This window comes from Streptomyces kryoterrae (assembly GCF_054072135.1).
This window is the reverse complement of sequence record NZ_CM133358.1, coordinates 3522770-3538078: the sequence shown is the minus strand read 5'-3', so window position 1 is coordinate 3538078 and position 15309 is coordinate 3522770. Positions and strand designations below refer to the sequence as shown.

Sequence of the window (15309 nt, the reverse complement as noted above, 5' to 3'; positions counted from 1 at the left end):
AGCGATTCGGTCAGGTCACGACGCCTCGACAGTGTCCTGGAACCTCAGCGGTTGGGAACTCAGTGCATAGGCGCGCGCACAGCGGGTAGGGCTTGCTGCATCGTCTCTTGGAGGGTGCCGTGGGCTTCACGCGGAGCCCGGTACGCCCGGCAAGCGCGCGCCTTGCGATCGCACGCCCCGGACGCTCCGGACCCGTCGCCCCGGTCCACGTGGGCCCCACGGCTCCCTCCAGCTCGCGAAGAAGCCGTCGTCAGGAGTAGACCGTGCTGCATCCGCCGCATTCGTCCCTGCAGGTCGCTGCCGTTCCGCCTCAGCGGGTGCCAGTGCGAGAGAGGGACCAGGACGCCCCGTGGCATACCGAGGCGGTGTGCCGGCGCGACGAGGCGGGTCTCTTCTTCGCCCCTTCGAAGGAACCGACCGCGGCCCGGCTCTCCCGGGAGCAGGCGGCCAAGCGGGTGTGCGGCGGCTGTCCGGTCATGGTCGAGTGCCGTGAGCACGCGCTGCTGCAACCCGAGCCGTACGGCGTCTGGGGCGGCCTCACCGCGGCCGAACGCCGTGTGGTCCTTGCCAGGCGCCGCCGCCGCGAAATGGAACTCAAGAAGGCCGCCCGCGGCACGATAGCGGCGGCGGGCTGACCTCCCCGGGCCAAGCCGGTCATGGGAAGGGGTCGCCCTCTCCGCACAGAGGGCGACCCCTTCGCACACGTATGGGCTCTTTAGCGCGGGGCCGCGAGCGCGAGGTTTCAGGAGGGCGCTCGCTGGACGCGCCCGACAGGGGCGCGGGGTGTGACATTGTGCGGCTCCGCCGCGTGGGCGCGACAAGTCACAACGAACCCGCACCCACCCACAGCCCGAAGCCCTCTACGCCGGACTACTTGGCGCGACTGAAGTCGATCGCGCTGTACGCCCGCAGCTTGCTCAGCCGGTGCTCGGACGAGATCTGCCGGACCGTCCCCGACTTCGACCGCATCACGATCGACTCCGTCGTCGCCGTCTCCGACCGGTAACGGACCCCGCGCAGCAGCTCGCCGTCGGTGATCCCGGTCGCGACGAAGAACACGTTCTCGCCGGAGACCAGGTCGTCGGTCGTGAGCACGCGGTCGAGATCATGTCCCGCGTCCACCGCCCGCTGCCGCTCCTCGTCGTCCTTCGGCCACAGCTTGCCCTGGATGGTGCCGCCGAGGCACTTCACGGCGCAGGCCGAGATGATGCCCTCGGGCGTACCGCCGATGCCCAGCAGCAGATCGACGCCGGTGCCCTCGCGCAGGGCGAGGATCGACCCGGCGACATCGCCGTCGGAGATCAGCTTCATGCGCGCGCCGGTCTCCCGGATCTCCTTGATGATGCCGACGTGGCGCGGCCGGTCGAGGATGACGACGGTGACGTCCTCGGGCGTGACCCGCTTCGCCTTGGCGACCCGGCGGATGTTCACCGAGACCGGCGCGTTGATGTCGACGAAGTCGGCGGCGTCCGGCCCGGTGACCAGCTTGTCCATGTAGAAGACGGCGGACGGGTCGAACATCGACCCGCGGTCGGCCGCCGCGAGGACCGCGATGGCGTTCGTCATGCCGTTGGCGGTCAGCGTCGTACCGTCGATCGGGTCGACGGCGATGTCGCACTCGGGCCCGGTCCCGTCGCCGACGCGCTCCCCGTTGAAGAGCATGGGCGCCTCGTCCTTCTCGCCCTCACCGATGACGACGACGCCGTTCATCGAGACGGTCGAGACGAGGGTCCGCATGGCGCGCACCGCGGCACCGTCGGCGCCGTTCTTGTCACCGCGGCCGACCCAGCGGCCCGCGGCCATCGCGGCGGCCTCGGTCACCCGGACGAGTTCAAGGGCGAGGTTGCGGTCGGGAGCTTCGGAGGGGACTTCGAGTTCGGACGGCAGATGATGATGCTCGGTCATCGAGACGCACCTTTCTGATACGGCGACGGCCGGATGAGGGTGTTGGCCACGACTCTATCGTTAGGCAGACAAAATGAGCAGGGGGCCCCACGGATGAGCGGACCGGTGCACCTGCGACGATGGGGAGCGTGGCAGGTTCGAACGGCAAGAACGGCAAGCAGAAGACGGCCCGGGACATGATCCTTTCCCTGGCCCTCATCAGTCTCGCGGCGGGAGTGATCTATCTCTTCATCCCGCACGACGACTCCGCTCCCGACCTCAAACGGGTCGACTACCGCGTCGAGTTGCTGACGGCTCGCCGCGCCGCGAGCTACCCGGTGGCCGCGCCCCAGGGCCTGTCGGCCGACTGGAAGGCGACCTCGGTGCGTTTCTCCGGCGAGGACTTCGACAGGTGGCATCTCGGCTTCCACGACTCCGAGGGTGAATACGTGGCGGTGGAGCAGTCCGCTCAGAAGCCGTCCGTCTTCATCGACGACGCCACCCAGGACGCCCGGGAGACGAAGGTCACCCAGCGCATAGGGGACGCGACCTGGACGCGGTACGAGGGCGAGAGGTACGATGCGCTGGTGCTGCGCGAGAAGGGTTCCACGACGGTGGTGGCGGGCACGGCGTCGTTCGACCGCCTGACGAAGATGGCCCAGGCCCTGAGGACCACGTAGCACCAGCCGGCGAGCCAGGCACGCGGGCGTGAGTCATGAGTGAGGCCCCCGGCACGAGCCGGGGGCCTCACTCATGAACGCGTCGTATACCTCAGACGGTGGTGACGACGTCGTCGTACGCCAGCCGCGGGGAGCGCGGGTACCAGGCGTCGGCGCCCGGGTTGCCGATGTTGACGACGGCCAGCGGGGTGTGGTCGTCGTCCAGGAACTCCTTCTGGATGCCCGCGAAGTCGGCACCGGTCATCGGGCCGGCGGCGAGGCCGGCGGCCCGCACGCCGATGATGAAGTACGCGGCCTGCAGGGCGGCGTTCAGCCCGGCGGCACTCTCACGGGCGGAACGCTCGCTGAAGAAGAGGTCCTTGGCCTGGGGGAAGGCCGGGAAGAGGGTCGGCAGCTCCTCGTGGAACTCGTTGTCCGCGGAGAGGATCGCGACCAGAGGCGCGGCGGCGGTCTTCGCCTGGTTGCCCTCGGCCAGGTGCTGCACGAGGCGCTCGCGGGCCTCGGCGGAGCGGACCAGGGTGATGCGCAGCGGGCTCTGGTTGAAGGCCGTGGGGCCGTACTTGACCAGGTCGTAGATCGCCTGCACCTGCTCGTCCGACACCGGCTCGTCGGTGAAGGTGTTCGCGGTACGGGCCTCGCGGAACAGCAGGTCCTGGGCGGCGGGGTCAAGAACGAGGGACATGGCAACCTTCTGTAGACGAGCGTCGGATCCGGCGGGATCGGCTGACGACATCGACAGTACTCAGTGAAAGTTCAAGTTTCAACAAAAGGCGGCGGATGGTGATCTGCTTCACAGGAAACGAGGGGCGGGACGGCCGCCGGATCACGGATCAGCCGGAGCCGGAGTCGTCCTCGTCGCTCCCCGCCTCGGACGGTTCCTCGGCCAGGGCCGCGTCGAGCCGCTTGCGCGCCCCCTCCAGCCACTGCCGGCACACCTTGGCCAGCTCCTCGCCGCGCTCCCAGAGGGCGAGGGACTCCTCCAGCGTCGTACCGCCCACCTCCAGTCGCCGTACGACGTCGATCAGCTCGTCCCGCGCCTGCTCATAGCCGAGCGCCTCACTCACGTTGCTGGTCATGCGCCCACCCTAGACATCGACTCGGACAGTGAACTCACCCTCGGCGACCCGCGCCCGCAACGTCTCGTCGGCCGCCACCTCACCCGGATCCCGGACCACGTGCCCGTCGGCCTGCTGCAGCACCGCGTACCCGCGCCGCAGGGTCGCGGCGGGGGAGAGGCCCACCACGCGCGCGTGCGTGTGGGACAGCTCGGAGTCGGCACGGTCGAGGAGATGGCCGAGGGTGCGCCGAGCCCGTTCGACCAGGGAGACGACGTGGTCGGCCCGTTCGTCGATCATCCGGTGCGGATCCTCCATGGAGGGCCGGGCGAGGGCGTGCGCGAGCCCGCGCTCCTCCCGCTCGACGAAGGCGTGGACGGACCGCCGGGCCCGGTCGAGCAGCAACCGCACCCGCTCATACTCCTCGCCCACATCCGGTACGACCTTCTTGGCGGCGTCGGTGGGAGTGGAGGCCCGCAGATCCGCCACGTAGTCGAGCAGCGGGTGGTCGGGCTCGTGCCCGATGGCGGAGACGACGGGCGTACGGCAGGCGGCGACCGCCCGTACGAGCTGCTCGTCGGAGAAGGGCAGCAGATCCTCCACGCTTCCGCCGCCCCGGGCCACGACGATCACATCCACCTCGTCGAGGTCGTCCAGCTCCTTCACGGCCTGGACGACCTGGGGTACGGCGTGCACGCCCTGCACGGCGACGTTGCGCACCTCGAAGCGGACGGCGGGCCAGCGGCGGCGGGCGTTCTCCAGAACGTCCCGCTCGGCGGCGGAGGCCCGCCCGCACACGAGCCCGACGAGGTGCGGCAGAAAGGGCAGCGCCTTCTTCCGCTCGGCGGCGAACAGCCCCTCGTTGCCCAGGGCCTTCTTCAACTGCTCCAGCCGGACGAGCAGTTCCCCGACCCCGACAGGCCGTATCTCGGTGGCCCGCAGTGACAACTGCCCCCGGGGCGCGTACCACTCGGGCTTGGCGAGTACGACGACGCGGGCGCCCTCGCTCACCACATCGGCGACGGTGTCGAACACCTGGCGATAGCAGGTGACGGCGACCGAGATGTCGTGCGAGGGATCACGCAACGTCAGAAACACCACGCCGGCACCGGGCCGCCGCGACAACTGGGTGATCTGCCCCTCGACCCAGATGGCACCGAGCCGGTCGATCCACCCCCCGATGAGCCGCGACACCTCACCGACGGGCAGCGGAGCGTCAGCGGACGTATTGAGACCCATGCGCCGAGACTAACGGCCATGACTGACAGCGCCGGCCGGCATCTCCAGCCCGTCCGGCGTTTGAGGACGAGCGCGTCAGCGCGAAAGGGGGGTCCGGGGGCGCAGCCCCCAGGGACGGGACGGGACGGGTAGAGGCGGCGGGGGCGAAAACAGCACAATCCTCAACGCACCCCGCGCGGCCTTACGATGGTTCCCATGACCGCTTCGCCTGGCCGCCGTGTCCTGCTCGCCGCCCCTCGGGGCTACTGCGCGGGCGTGGACCGCGCCGTGATCGCCGTCGAGAAGGCCCTCGAACAGTACGGGGCCCCCATCTATGTCCGGCACGAGATCGTGCACAACAAATACGTCGTGCAGACCCTCGAGAGGAAGGGCGCGATCTTCGTCGAGCGCACCGCGGAGGTCCCCGAGGGGTCCATCGTCATGTTCTCCGCGCACGGCGTCGCCCCGGTCGTGCACGACGAGGCCGCCGCGGGCAGGCTCGCGACCATCGACGCGACCTGCCCCCTCGTCACCAAGGTCCACAAGGAAGCGGTCCGCTTCGCGAGCGAGGACTACGACATCCTCCTGATCGGTCACGAGGGCCACGAGGAGGTCATCGGCACCTCCGGCGAGGCCCCGGACCACATCACGCTGGTCGACGGCCCGAAGGACGTCAGCAAGGTCGAGGTCCGCGACCCGTCGAGGGTCGTGTGGCTGTCCCAGACCACCCTCTCCGTGGACGAGACGATGGAGACCGTCGACGCCCTCAAGGAGAAGTTCCCGCAGCTGATCTCCCCGCCGAGCGACGACATCTGCTACGCCACCCAGAACCGCCAGCTCGCGGTGAAGCAGATGGGCGAGGAGGCGGAGCTGGTGATCGTCGTCGGCTCCAAGAACTCCTCGAACTCGGTCCGGCTGGTCGAGGTCGCGAAGCTCGCCGGCTCCCGCGCGGCGTACCTCGTGGACTTCGCCGACGAGATCGACGAGGCCTGGCTGGACGGCGTGTCGACGGTCGGCGTCACCTCGGGCGCGTCGGTCCCCGAGATCCTGGTCGAGCAGGTCCTGGAGTGGCTTGCGCAGCGCGGCTTCGAGGACGTGGAGCTCGTCAAGGCGGCCGAGGAGTCCATCACGTTCTCGCTGCCGAAGGAGCTGCGCCGAGACCTGCGCGCGGAGGCGGCGGAGTTGGTGGCCCAGCGCACGGGTACCACCGCTGCCGAGGCCGCTACGACCCCCTCGGGCGGATGACTGTCAGTCCTACGCCGTAACGTAGAGCCATGCACATCTTCGGCGTGGACATCGGCGGGTCAGGGATCAAGGGCGCCCCTGTGGACCTGGACAGGGGCGACCTCGTGGAGGAGCGCTTCAAGGTGCTGACCCCGCACCCGGCCACACCCGACGCGGTGGCGGACGGCGTGAAGGAGGTCGTCGACCACTTCGGCTGGACGGGTCCGGTCGGCATCACCTTCCCGGGCGTGGTCACCGGCGGCTCGACGATCCGCACGGCGGCGAACGTCGACAAGAACTGGATCGACAAGGACGCGCGCGCGTTGCTGAGCGACCGGCTGGGCGGCCTCCCGGTGACGGTCCTGAACGACGCGGACGCGGCGGGCGTCGCCGAGATGCGGTTCGGCGCGGGCCGCGACCGCAGAGGCACGGTCGCCCTCCTCACCTTCGGCACGGGCATCGGCAGCGCCCTCTTCGTCGAGGGCGTCCTGGTCCCGAACACGGAACTGGGCCACCTTGAGCTGCACGGCCACGACGCGGAGACCAGGGCGTCCACCAAGGCCAAGGACGACAACGAACTGACCTGGGAGCACTGGGCCCACCGCGTCCAGAAGTACCTGGCCCATGTGGAGATGCTGTTCTCCCCGGAGCTGTTCATCATCGGCGGCGGCGTCAGCCGCAAGTCCCAGAAGTTCCTGCCGCTGATCGAGGGCATCAAGGCGGAGATCGTCCCGGCAGAGCTGCAGAACAACGCGGGGATCGTGGGCGCGGCGATGCGGGCGTCCAAGGAGGCGTAACCGGGGGAGGGGAGACGGGGGACGGGCGGCGCCATGGGAGCCCTGGTGGGGCAGCCGGCGAACCCGGCGCCTCACACGGGCATACGGGTCCGTCCCGGCCGCCGGTTCATCAGGCGGACCTTCCGGACGGTCGCGATGACGCCCGCGACCAGCGTCCCCCCGTACAGCCATCCGGCCTCGGTGGCGAGCGCGGTGACGATGCCCATCAGGTGGGAGAAGATCCCGCCGTCACCGTCGGCCACGGGCAGCAGGCCCACGGTGAAGGCGATGGGCACGACGACGGGCGCCGTCACCAGGTCCGCGCCCCGCACCCAGGCCGCGGTCAGCGCGCACACCGGCAGGAACAGCACGCCGTACGCCGTCGCGGACGCCCCGAACAACAACTGGTCGAGGCAGCCGAGCGCGAACATCAGCGCGGCGCAGAACAGCCCGCCGCCGAGACCGGTGAGCCGGGGGTTGGGCATCCGCCGCAGAGCCTGCACGAACGGCGGGGCGGACCGCCGGGCAGTGGCCGGGGGGCGCCGGGACCCGGCCGCCGGCTGCCCTGTGACACGGCCGCCGCGCGGGTCCGGCGAGGCGCCGCGGCCCGGCCGGGCGGGGCCGGAGTGCGGGGGACGGTGTCGGATCCTGTGTTGCTCCACTGGACCAACCTAGGTCGGCCCGTGCACGGAACAGCCCCTCAGACACGCCGAACAGATACCGAACCCACGCCCGACAAGCGCCCATGACACGCCGACGGACCGACCTTGGCCAAGCGTTCGATACGCCGCCGGGCGGGGGTGACGGCAGCCCTTAGACTGAGGGATCGTCTCCACCCTCCTCACCCTCCTCTCGTACGGGAAGTCGCAACGTGTCGCTCACGATCGGAATCGTCGGTCTGCCGAATGTCGGCAAGTCGACCATGTTCAACGCCCTGACCAAGAACGACGTGCTGGCGGCCAACTACCCGTTCGCCACGATCGAGCCGAACGTCGGCGTGGTCGGTGTCCCGGACGCGCGCCTCGCGAAGCTGGCCGAGATCTTCTCCTCCCAGAAGATCCTTCCGGCGACCGTCGACTTCGTCGACATCGCGGGCATCGTGAAGGGTGCCTCGGAGGGCGAGGGCCTGGGCAACAAGTTCCTCGCGAACATCCGTGAGTCCGACGCGATCTGCCAGGTCATCCGTGCCTTCCAGGACGAGAACGTCGTGCACGTCGACGGCAAGGTCTCGCCGAAGGACGACATCGAGACGATCAACACCGAGCTGATCCTCGCGGACCTCCAGACCATCGAGAAGGTCCTGCCGCGCCTCCAGCGGGAGTCGCGCATCAAGAAGGACATCGGGCCGAAGGTCGCCGCGGTCGAGGCGGCGAAGGAGATCCTGGAGAGGGGCGACACCCTGTTCTCCGCAGGCATCGTCCAGGGTTCCGGCAACGAGGAACTCCTCCACGACCTGCACCTCCTCACCACCAAGCCCTTCCTCTACGTCTTCAACGTCGACGAGGACGAACTGGTCGACGAGGACTTCAAGGCCGAGCAGCGCGCCCTGGTCGCCCCCGCCGAGGCGATCTTCCTCAACGCCAAGCTGGAGGCGGACCTCGCCGAGCTCGACGAGGAGGAAGCGATGGAGCTCCTGGAGTCGGTGGGCGTCGAGGAGCCAGGCATGGCGACCCTGGCCCGGGTCGGCTTCGACACCCTGGGCCTGCAGACGTACCTGACGGCCGGCCCGAAGGAATCCCGCGCCTGGACCATCAAGAAGGGCGCCACCGCCCCCGAGGCCGCCGGAGTCATCCACACCGACTTCCAGAAGGGCTTCATCAAGGCGGAGGTCATCTCCTTCGAGGACCTGGTGGAAATGGGCTCGGTGGCCGAGGCCCGCGCCAAGGGCAAGGCCCGTATGGAGGGCAAGGAGTACGTGATGCAGGACGGGGACGTGGTGGAGTTCCGGTTCAACGTCTGAGCGGATGGAACAACACCACGTTGGTGGCTTTGGCAAACATGCAGCTCAAACGGGGTCCGACTCTTCGGAGTTGGGCCCCTGGGTTTTTCCCGTGCTGGGATAGCGGTGGGATGCCACCCTCTACCGGGCCCACCGCAGGGACGAAATGCGCGCCGCCCACGCCGAGTTCACCCGGCGTCTGCGCGAGGCCGGCTGGGAACCCGGTGACACACGGCCCCCGGAAGACACCGGGAGCTGACCAGGCGCCGCCTACGCGAGAGCCCCGCCGTCCGTCACCGTGAACGCCGTCCTGCACGGCCACGTCTCCGGCCGGGACTTCCACCTCCGCGTCCACGTGGCGCGACGCTCCGGGACAGTCCGCGTCGGAGTCACCGACACCCGCAGTGAACGCCTTCCGCCCCGGCCGGGCGTGGCTCGTCCCGTTCCGGGCGCCGAGGAAGGCGGTCGGGGGCTCCTCCTGGTCGCTCACCTCGCCGCCCGCTGGGACTGGCACCTGCGAACCGACGGTCCGGGCAAGACGATCTGGGCGGAGTACGAGCTCCCCGGGCGTGACCACGCGCGCGGGTGTGCGGTGGCGACGCCCGGCCGGGAACGCCTGCGGCCGGGAGTCGCGGAGCACCTCGCCGCGCTCCCCGATGTCACGGTTCTCGGTTCGGACCTGCCCTGACGACGACCTTCGCGCCGGCCGAGCCCGCCACTCGTGCCCGCGACGAGCTCATCGTCACCTGGAGCGGGAAGGCCAGCCGTTTCCTCCCGCCCGACGCGGACGAGACCGCACACCAGGCAGCCGATCTTCTCAGGCGGGACGGACCGCCGTCGGGGTCGTCGGGATCCGCCGCGGCCTGACCACGGGTGCTGTCACCCGACGTTGTCCATCAGCTGAACGATACGTCCGGCTGGTAGCGGCTCGACCCTCCCGTCACGCGAGGGAGTTGCTTCTCGCTGGTTCCTGGAACGCCGCCGCCGGGCCGGGCAGGCCCTGATCACTTGTCGGGTGTGAACAGCTCCAGGCGGGGTCCGATCGATCCGCAGCGCCCCGTGAACGTCCGTCGGGAGCGGCTGGAGTGGTGGAGTGGTGGAGTGGTGGGAGGATGCGGCGAGGGCGGGCAGAGGGGCGGGATACGTGGGGCGGGGCGAGCGGGAGACGGTCGCGGGGGGAGCGCGGCTGTACGAGGCGGCGCAGGGTGTGGTCGGTGATCACAAGAAGGCGGTGGAGGCGGCTCGGGCGGCGCTGAAGCCGATCCACGACGCGGCGGTGAAGCGGGAGCTCGACGCCATCCCTGTCGTCCGGCTGCAGGACGTCACCGAAGGGCGGCTGCGGCTGGGGAGCGTCGAGAAGAGCGGACTGCGCACACTGGGCAGTGTTCTCGAAGCGGGCCCGTACCGGCTGCGACAGATTCCCGGTGTCGGGCAGCGCACCGTCGACCAGATGATCGCCGCCGCCCGCCGGCTCTCCGAGGCCGTGCACCAGACCGTTGCCGTCCACATCGACGTGGACCGGCCGGAACCACGCACCACCGCGCTCGTCATGGCCCTGCACGTACTGGTGGAGGCCGGCCCGGACGCCCGCCGTGCGGTCGACAGGGCCGCCGTCCTGTCGGAGCGGCTCGGTCCGTTGCTCGCCGACGCGGGGCCCGCCGCAGGACGGATCCGGATGCTTCTGGCGGGCCAGGAGAAGAAGGCCCGCGCGTTGGCGGCGGTCACCGAGATCAGGTCGCTGGTGGACGAGGCGGAACGGGCGGGCCTGCCCGGGCTGTTCGCCCAGGCATCGGTGGACCTGCTCCGGGGGCCCTCGTCCGACATCGCGGCCTGGGTGGACTTCGAACTCCGCTCGGCCGAGTACTACAGCCTGCTCGCCGAGGTCTCCGGGCGGCTGCCGGACACGGGCGCCGCCGAGGGCTTCCTGCCGGACGAGATCGCCGAGCGGGTACGGACCCAACACCTCGACGACGCGCACCGGCGGGTCTCCCTGCGCGGTTACCAGGCGTTCGGCGCGCGGTTCGCGCTCGCGCAACGCAAGGTGATACTCGGCGACGAGATGGGCCTCGGGAAGACCATCCAGGCGATCGCCGTGCTGGCACACCTGGCCGCCGAGGGGCAGACCCACTTCATGGTGGTCTGCCCGGCAAGCGTCCTGGTCAACTGGACACGGGAGGTCGAGGCCCGCAGCGCCCTGCGGGTCATGGTGCTCCACGGCCCCGATCGGCACTACGCGTTCGCCGACTGGAAGGGGCGGGGCGGGGTCGCGGTGACCACGTTCGACGCGCTGCGCGGGTTTCCCGTACCGGGCGGCGGAGAGGTCGGTCTGCTCGTCGTCGACGAAGCGCACTTCGTGAAGAACCCGAAGGCCAAGCGGTCCCAGGTGGTCGCCTCGTGGACGGAGCGCTGCGGGCGCGCCCTGTTCATGACCGGAACCCCGATGGAGAACCGGGTCGTCGAGTTCCGCGACCTGGTCCGGATGCTCGACGCCGACGTAGCTGATTCCCTGGGTGAACGGGACGCGTTGGCCGGATCGGTCGCCTTCCGCAAGGCCGTGGCCCCGGTCTATCTGCGGCGCAACCAGGAGGACGTACTGACAGAACTCCCGAGTCTGCAGCAGACCGACGAGTGGGAGGAGCTGAGCGCGTCGGACGAGGAGGCTTACCGCGACGCCGTGCGCGCCGGCAACTTCATGGCGATGCGCAGGGCCGCGTACCTGCGCCCCGAGAAGTCGGCGAAGCTGGAGCGGCTCCGGGAGATCGTTCAGGAGGCCGGTGAGAACGGGCAGAAGACGGTGGTCTTCTCCTATTTCAAGGACGTACTGGGAGTGGTGGAGGAAGCACTCGCGGCCCAAAACGCCGACGGCACTCCGGTGTTCGGCCCGCTCACCGGAAGCGTCCCGGCCGGGCGGCGGCAGCAGATCGTCGACGACTTCACCGGTGTCCCGGGCCCCGCGGTGCTCCTGGCGCAGATCCAGGCGGCGGGCATCGGCCTCAACATGCAGGCCGCCTCCGTGGTCGTCATCTGCGAACCCCAGATCAAGCCGACCATCGAACACCAGGCGGTGGCCCGGGCCCACCGGATGGGGCAGGTCAGGCCGGTTCGCGTGCACCGGCTCCTCGCCACCGGGGGAGTGGACGAACGCATGGTGAAGATGCTGGAGGCCAAGACACGTCTGTTCGACGCGTACGCCCGTCGCAGTGCCGTCGCCGAGGCCACCCCGGACGCGGTCGACGTGTCGGACACCGAGCTGGCGCGCCGGATCGTCGAGGAGGAACAGGAGCGTCTGGGTATGACCGGGTGAGTCGTGGGGCCCGATGACTCGCGACTCGCCCGGCAGCGCGGTGCTCGACGAGTGCCCTGGCTGGTCGAGCGGGATCAGGAATTCGGTTGGGCCACCGGTCCGCGAGTCCCTGTCGCGTCTGATGCCCGATGACGAGTGGCCCGAGACCGAAGCGATCGGCTGTCGTACGAGACGCTCGCGCTCCGGGACGAGGGCCGGCGACCGGTGGCGCACATCCCGGCCGACGAGGCCACGGCGACCGCCCTCGATCGCCCTCGACCGCCCTCGACCGCCTCGACGGCCGTAGGCCGGGAGCGCTGCGGGCGGTGAGCGGCTGACCTGCGCGGACGGGACCCCGTAGCGCGCTGCGGTCCCGTCCGGCAGGCAGCCCCCGGCAGCCCGCCGCCTACCTCGGCGAGGCCGCCTGCCCCCACCCGCCCCGTCGGCCTTCGGCCTCGCCAGGGGCGTCGTCGCCGCACGCAAGGCGATTCCGGGCCTCTCGGGCGAGTTCGGTACCGACTCGCCCACTCGCACCAGCAAAGTTGTGCATTATCTTGACGGCCGCAAGAAATAAGCCCTACATTCCTCCACGTCTTCGTTCAGTGCACTGAGTACTGAGCACCTGTTCGGTCCCGCTCCGTAAACCGTCCCCCCACCCCCCCACCAGGAGCCGCTCCATGCCCGCAGGCACCCGCCCCCGCACTCGCCGCACCGGTTCGCGTATCGCCCTGGCAGTCCTGGCCACGCTGACCTCGGTGGCGCTCACCACCCTCCCCTCCTCGGCCGCCCAGCCGGCCGCCGCTGTCACCGGCCACCTCACCGGCACCCTCGCCGACGGCGCCACCTGGATCGCCGACGTCCCCGACGACTGGAACGGCACCCTGGTGGTGTTCAGCCACGGCTTCGGCCCCACCATCGCCAGGAACGCCCCCACCGAGGCCGTACGCGTCGAACTGCTCGCCCAGGGCTATGCGCTGGCCGGGTCGTCGTACGACCCGAACGGCTCGATGTGGGCCCTGAACAGCGCCGCACGGGACCAGTTCGCCACCCTCGACGCCGTCGCCGCCAAGATCGGCGAGCCGACGCGCACCCTGGCCATCGGCAGTTCGATGGGCGGCCTCGTCAACGCGCAGCTGGCCCGGGACGGCGGCGGGATCATCGACGGCGCGCTCGGTCAGTGCGGCCTGGTCGCGGGCGCCACCGACCTGGACAACTACCAACTGGACGCCGAGTACACGATCGCCCGTCTGCTGCTGCCCGAACAGGACGTGAAACTCGTACGGTTCGGCACCAACGCCGAGGCCGCCGCCACCGCCGGCCTGCTCACCAAGGCGGTCACCGCCGCCCAGGCCACCCCGCAGGGCCGCGCCCGGATCGCGCTGGCCGCCGCCTTCCTCAACCTGCCCGCCTGGGCGCCCGGCAAGGACCGGCCCGCCGCGACCGACTGGGCGGGCCAGCAGGAGCAGCAGTACGCGTGGTTCGCGCAGGGCATCCTGTCGTTCGTCGAGGGCGGCCGGTACGCCATCGAGCAGTCCGTCGGCGGCAACAACTCCTGGAACCGGGGCGTCGACTACGGCCGTCTGCTCGCCGGTTCCGTACACGCACCCCAGGTCCGCGCCCTCTATCAGGCGGCCGGCCTCGATCTCCGCGCCGACCTGCGCACGCTCACCGAGGGTGCCACGATCACCGCCGATCCCGCGGCCGTCCGTACCGCGCGACGAACGTCCTCCGCCGGTCAGGGACTTGAGGTGCCCCTGCTCGACATCCACACCACCGCCGACAACCTCGTTCCGGTGGAGCAGGAGACACGCTTCGCCGCGCGGGTGCGCGCCTCGGGCGACGGTGCGCTGCTGCGGCAGGCCTACGTCGAGCGGCAGGGCCACTGCACGTTCACCACCGCCGAGACCGTGGCCGCCCTGCACGCCCTCGAACACCGCGTCGACACCGGCCGCTGGGACGACGTCGCCACCCCGGCCGCGCTCCAGCGCTCGGCCACCGCGCTCGGTCTGGACGGGGCGGCTTACGTCCCGTACCGCCCGGCGCCGCTGACGGTCGGCCGTGACGGGCCGGCGCGCACGGCTCGGCACTGACGGCGAGGGCCGGGGCGCCGATCGCTCAGGAGCCTGACGACCCCTGGGACGCGGTCAGGGCCTCGGCCCGGGGCGGCTGGAAGGTCTCGTCGACCTGGCGCAGGCGCAGCTGTTCCAGGGTGTCCAGTTGCCGGTCGGCGCGGCCGAGGAGGCCGTCGAGGTGTACGGGGTCGAGGCGGTCGTCGGTGTCGGCCAGGCGGCGCAGCGTCCGCCAGACGGCGGCCTTGCCCTCCACGCCCAGCCGCAGCAGCTCCAGTTCCAGCACGGGGGCGAGCGGAGAACGCCGGACGATCCGGCCGTTGGGCTTGAGGCGACCCGCACGCTCGGCCAGCCGGCCCGCGACGATCTTGTAGCGGCGTACGGGGATGTCGAGCGACCGCATGATCCGCAACAGGTCGGCACGGTCCTCGGCGATCTCGTCGGAGATCGGCCCCACGGCGTCGGCGAGTGCCGGGTCCCGCTCGGCCTCGGACTCGGCCAGCGACCGGGACCGGTCCGTGCCGACGGTGGCTCCGGCGAGATGGTCGTTGAGGTAGATGCCGAGCAGATCCGTGTCCGTTCGGTTCGGGCGGTCGTACATGGGAGCACTTCCCTTGGGGTCGAAAGCACGCCGGCGTGACGTGCGACGCCCGCCGAGTACCCCGGGACGTGCGGTCACACTGCCGTGAATCGGTCACCGGCGGCTGGGGTGACTCGCCGAAGGCGGGCGCGGCCGTGACCGCCGGCCGCCGACTGAACCGGGGCACGGCCGCCGACTGACCGACAGAGGCCCGCCGCGGGCAGGGCGCGTCGTACAGCGGCCAGCTGTACGACGCGCCGCGCGTGATGGTGCCGCGCGTGATGGTGCCGCGCGTGATGGTGCCGCGCGTGATGGTGCCGCGCGTGATGGTGCCGCGCGTGATGGTGCCGCGCGTGATGGTGCCGCGCGTGATGGTGCCGCGCGTGATGGTGCCGCGCGTGATGGTGCCGCGCGTGATGGTGCCGCGCGTGATGGTGCCGCGCGTGATGGTGCCGCGCGTGATGGTGCCGCGCGTGATGGTGCCGCGCGTGATGGTGCCGCGCGTGATGGTGCCGCGCGTGATGGTGCCGCGCGTGATGGTGCCGCGCGTGATGGTGCCGCGCGTGATGGTGCCGCGCGTGATGGTGCCGCGCGTGACGGT

At 70.7% G+C, this 15309-nt stretch carries 14 protein-coding genes and 1 pseudogene; 9 read left to right on the top strand and 6 right to left on the bottom strand.

Translation table 11 applies throughout. The annotated features are described in order from the left end of the window. Nucleotides 1-263 precede the first annotated feature (263 nt). Nucleotides 264-635: a WhiB family transcriptional regulator gene (locus ACW4TU_RS14920; protein ID WP_457428299.1), complete on the top strand. Its 372-nt coding sequence runs from the start codon at nt 264-266 to the stop codon at nt 633-635. Nucleotides 636-870: 235 nt separating this feature from the next. On the opposite strand, the gene glpX is transcribed toward ACW4TU_RS14920, so the two are convergent. Next, a complete protein-coding gene (glpX, locus tag ACW4TU_RS14915) occupies nt 871-1905 on the bottom strand; it encodes a class II fructose-bisphosphatase (protein WP_457428298.1) in 1035 nt (344 codons plus the stop codon). A gap of 176 nt (nt 1906-2081) precedes the next feature. Here glpX and ACW4TU_RS14910 point away from each other — a divergent pair, with 176 nt between their 5' ends. Next, nucleotides 2082-2564, top strand: a complete 483-nt coding sequence (locus ACW4TU_RS14910; protein ID WP_457430108.1) for a DUF4245 domain-containing protein — start codon at nt 2082-2084, stop codon at nt 2562-2564. Nucleotides 2565-2655: 91 nt separating this feature from the next. Here the strand turns inward: ACW4TU_RS14910 and ACW4TU_RS14905 are convergent, their stop codons facing one another. From ACW4TU_RS14905 to xseA, 3 genes are all read right to left on the bottom strand, one after another. Continuing rightward, nucleotides 2656-3246, bottom strand: coding sequence for a malonic semialdehyde reductase (locus ACW4TU_RS14905; RefSeq protein WP_457428297.1), 591 nt, complete (start codon nt 3244-3246; stop codon nt 2656-2658). Nucleotides 3247-3394: 148 nt separating this feature from the next. After that, a complete protein-coding gene (locus ACW4TU_RS14900; RefSeq protein ID WP_457428296.1) occupies nt 3395-3640 on the bottom strand; it encodes an exodeoxyribonuclease VII small subunit in 246 nt (81 codons plus the stop codon). A gap of 9 nt (nt 3641-3649) precedes the next feature. Next, nucleotides 3650-4858, bottom strand: a complete 1209-nt coding sequence (xseA, locus tag ACW4TU_RS14895) for an exodeoxyribonuclease VII large subunit (RefSeq protein WP_457428295.1) — start codon at nt 4856-4858, stop codon at nt 3650-3652. 186 nt (nt 4859-5044) lie between these two features. Here xseA and ACW4TU_RS14890 point away from each other — a divergent pair, with 186 nt between their 5' ends. Together ACW4TU_RS14890 and ppgK are read left to right on the top strand one after the other, a co-directional pair. Further along, nucleotides 5045-6082 carry a 4-hydroxy-3-methylbut-2-enyl diphosphate reductase gene (locus ACW4TU_RS14890; RefSeq protein WP_457428294.1) on the top strand — a complete coding sequence of 346 codons (1038 nt, stop codon included), beginning with the start codon at nt 5045-5047 and terminating at the stop codon, nt 6080-6082. A 29-nt stretch (nt 6083-6111) separates the two neighbouring features. After that, complete coding sequence (ppgK, locus tag ACW4TU_RS14885; protein ID WP_457428293.1) at nt 6112-6858, top strand: polyphosphate--glucose phosphotransferase; 747 nt, start codon at nt 6112-6114, stop codon at nt 6856-6858. 71 nt (nt 6859-6929) lie between these two features. Here ppgK and ACW4TU_RS14880 read toward each other — a convergent pair whose 3' ends face one another. Further along, complete coding sequence (locus ACW4TU_RS14880) at nt 6930-7322, bottom strand: DUF6542 domain-containing protein (protein WP_457428292.1); 393 nt, start codon at nt 7320-7322, stop codon at nt 6930-6932. A 386-nt stretch (nt 7323-7708) separates the two neighbouring features. Here ACW4TU_RS14880 and ychF point away from each other — a divergent pair, with 386 nt between their 5' ends. From ychF to ACW4TU_RS14860, 4 genes are all read left to right on the top strand, one after another. Beyond that, nucleotides 7709-8797, top strand: coding sequence for a redox-regulated ATPase YchF (gene ychF / locus ACW4TU_RS14875; RefSeq protein WP_457428291.1), 1089 nt, complete (start codon nt 7709-7711; stop codon nt 8795-8797). Between the two features lie 277 nt (nt 8798-9074). Next, nucleotides 9075-9464, top strand: a complete 390-nt coding sequence (locus ACW4TU_RS14870) for an ATP-binding protein (RefSeq protein WP_457428290.1) — start codon at nt 9075-9077, stop codon at nt 9462-9464. A gap of 456 nt (nt 9465-9920) precedes the next feature. Then, nucleotides 9921-12080 carry a DEAD/DEAH box helicase gene (locus tag ACW4TU_RS14865; RefSeq protein ID WP_457428289.1) on the top strand — a complete coding sequence of 720 codons (2160 nt, stop codon included), beginning with the start codon at nt 9921-9923 and terminating at the stop codon, nt 12078-12080. 656 nt (nt 12081-12736) lie between these two features. Further along, nucleotides 12737-14149 carry a DUF6351 family protein gene (locus ACW4TU_RS14860; protein WP_457428288.1) on the top strand — a complete coding sequence of 471 codons (1413 nt, stop codon included), beginning with the start codon at nt 12737-12739 and terminating at the stop codon, nt 14147-14149. Nucleotides 14150-14174: 25 nt separating this feature from the next. On the opposite strand, the gene ACW4TU_RS14855 is transcribed toward ACW4TU_RS14860, so the two are convergent. Further along, a complete protein-coding gene (locus tag ACW4TU_RS14855) occupies nt 14175-14729 on the bottom strand; it encodes a hypothetical protein (protein ID WP_457428287.1) in 555 nt (184 codons plus the stop codon). A gap of 175 nt (nt 14730-14904) precedes the next feature. Between ACW4TU_RS14855 and ACW4TU_RS14850 the strand changes: the two are divergent. Continuing rightward, a pseudogene (locus ACW4TU_RS14850) lies at nt 14905-15306 on the top strand (histone H1-like repetitive region-containing protein); the annotation flags it as partial. Between the last annotated feature and the right edge of the window lie 3 nt (nt 15307-15309).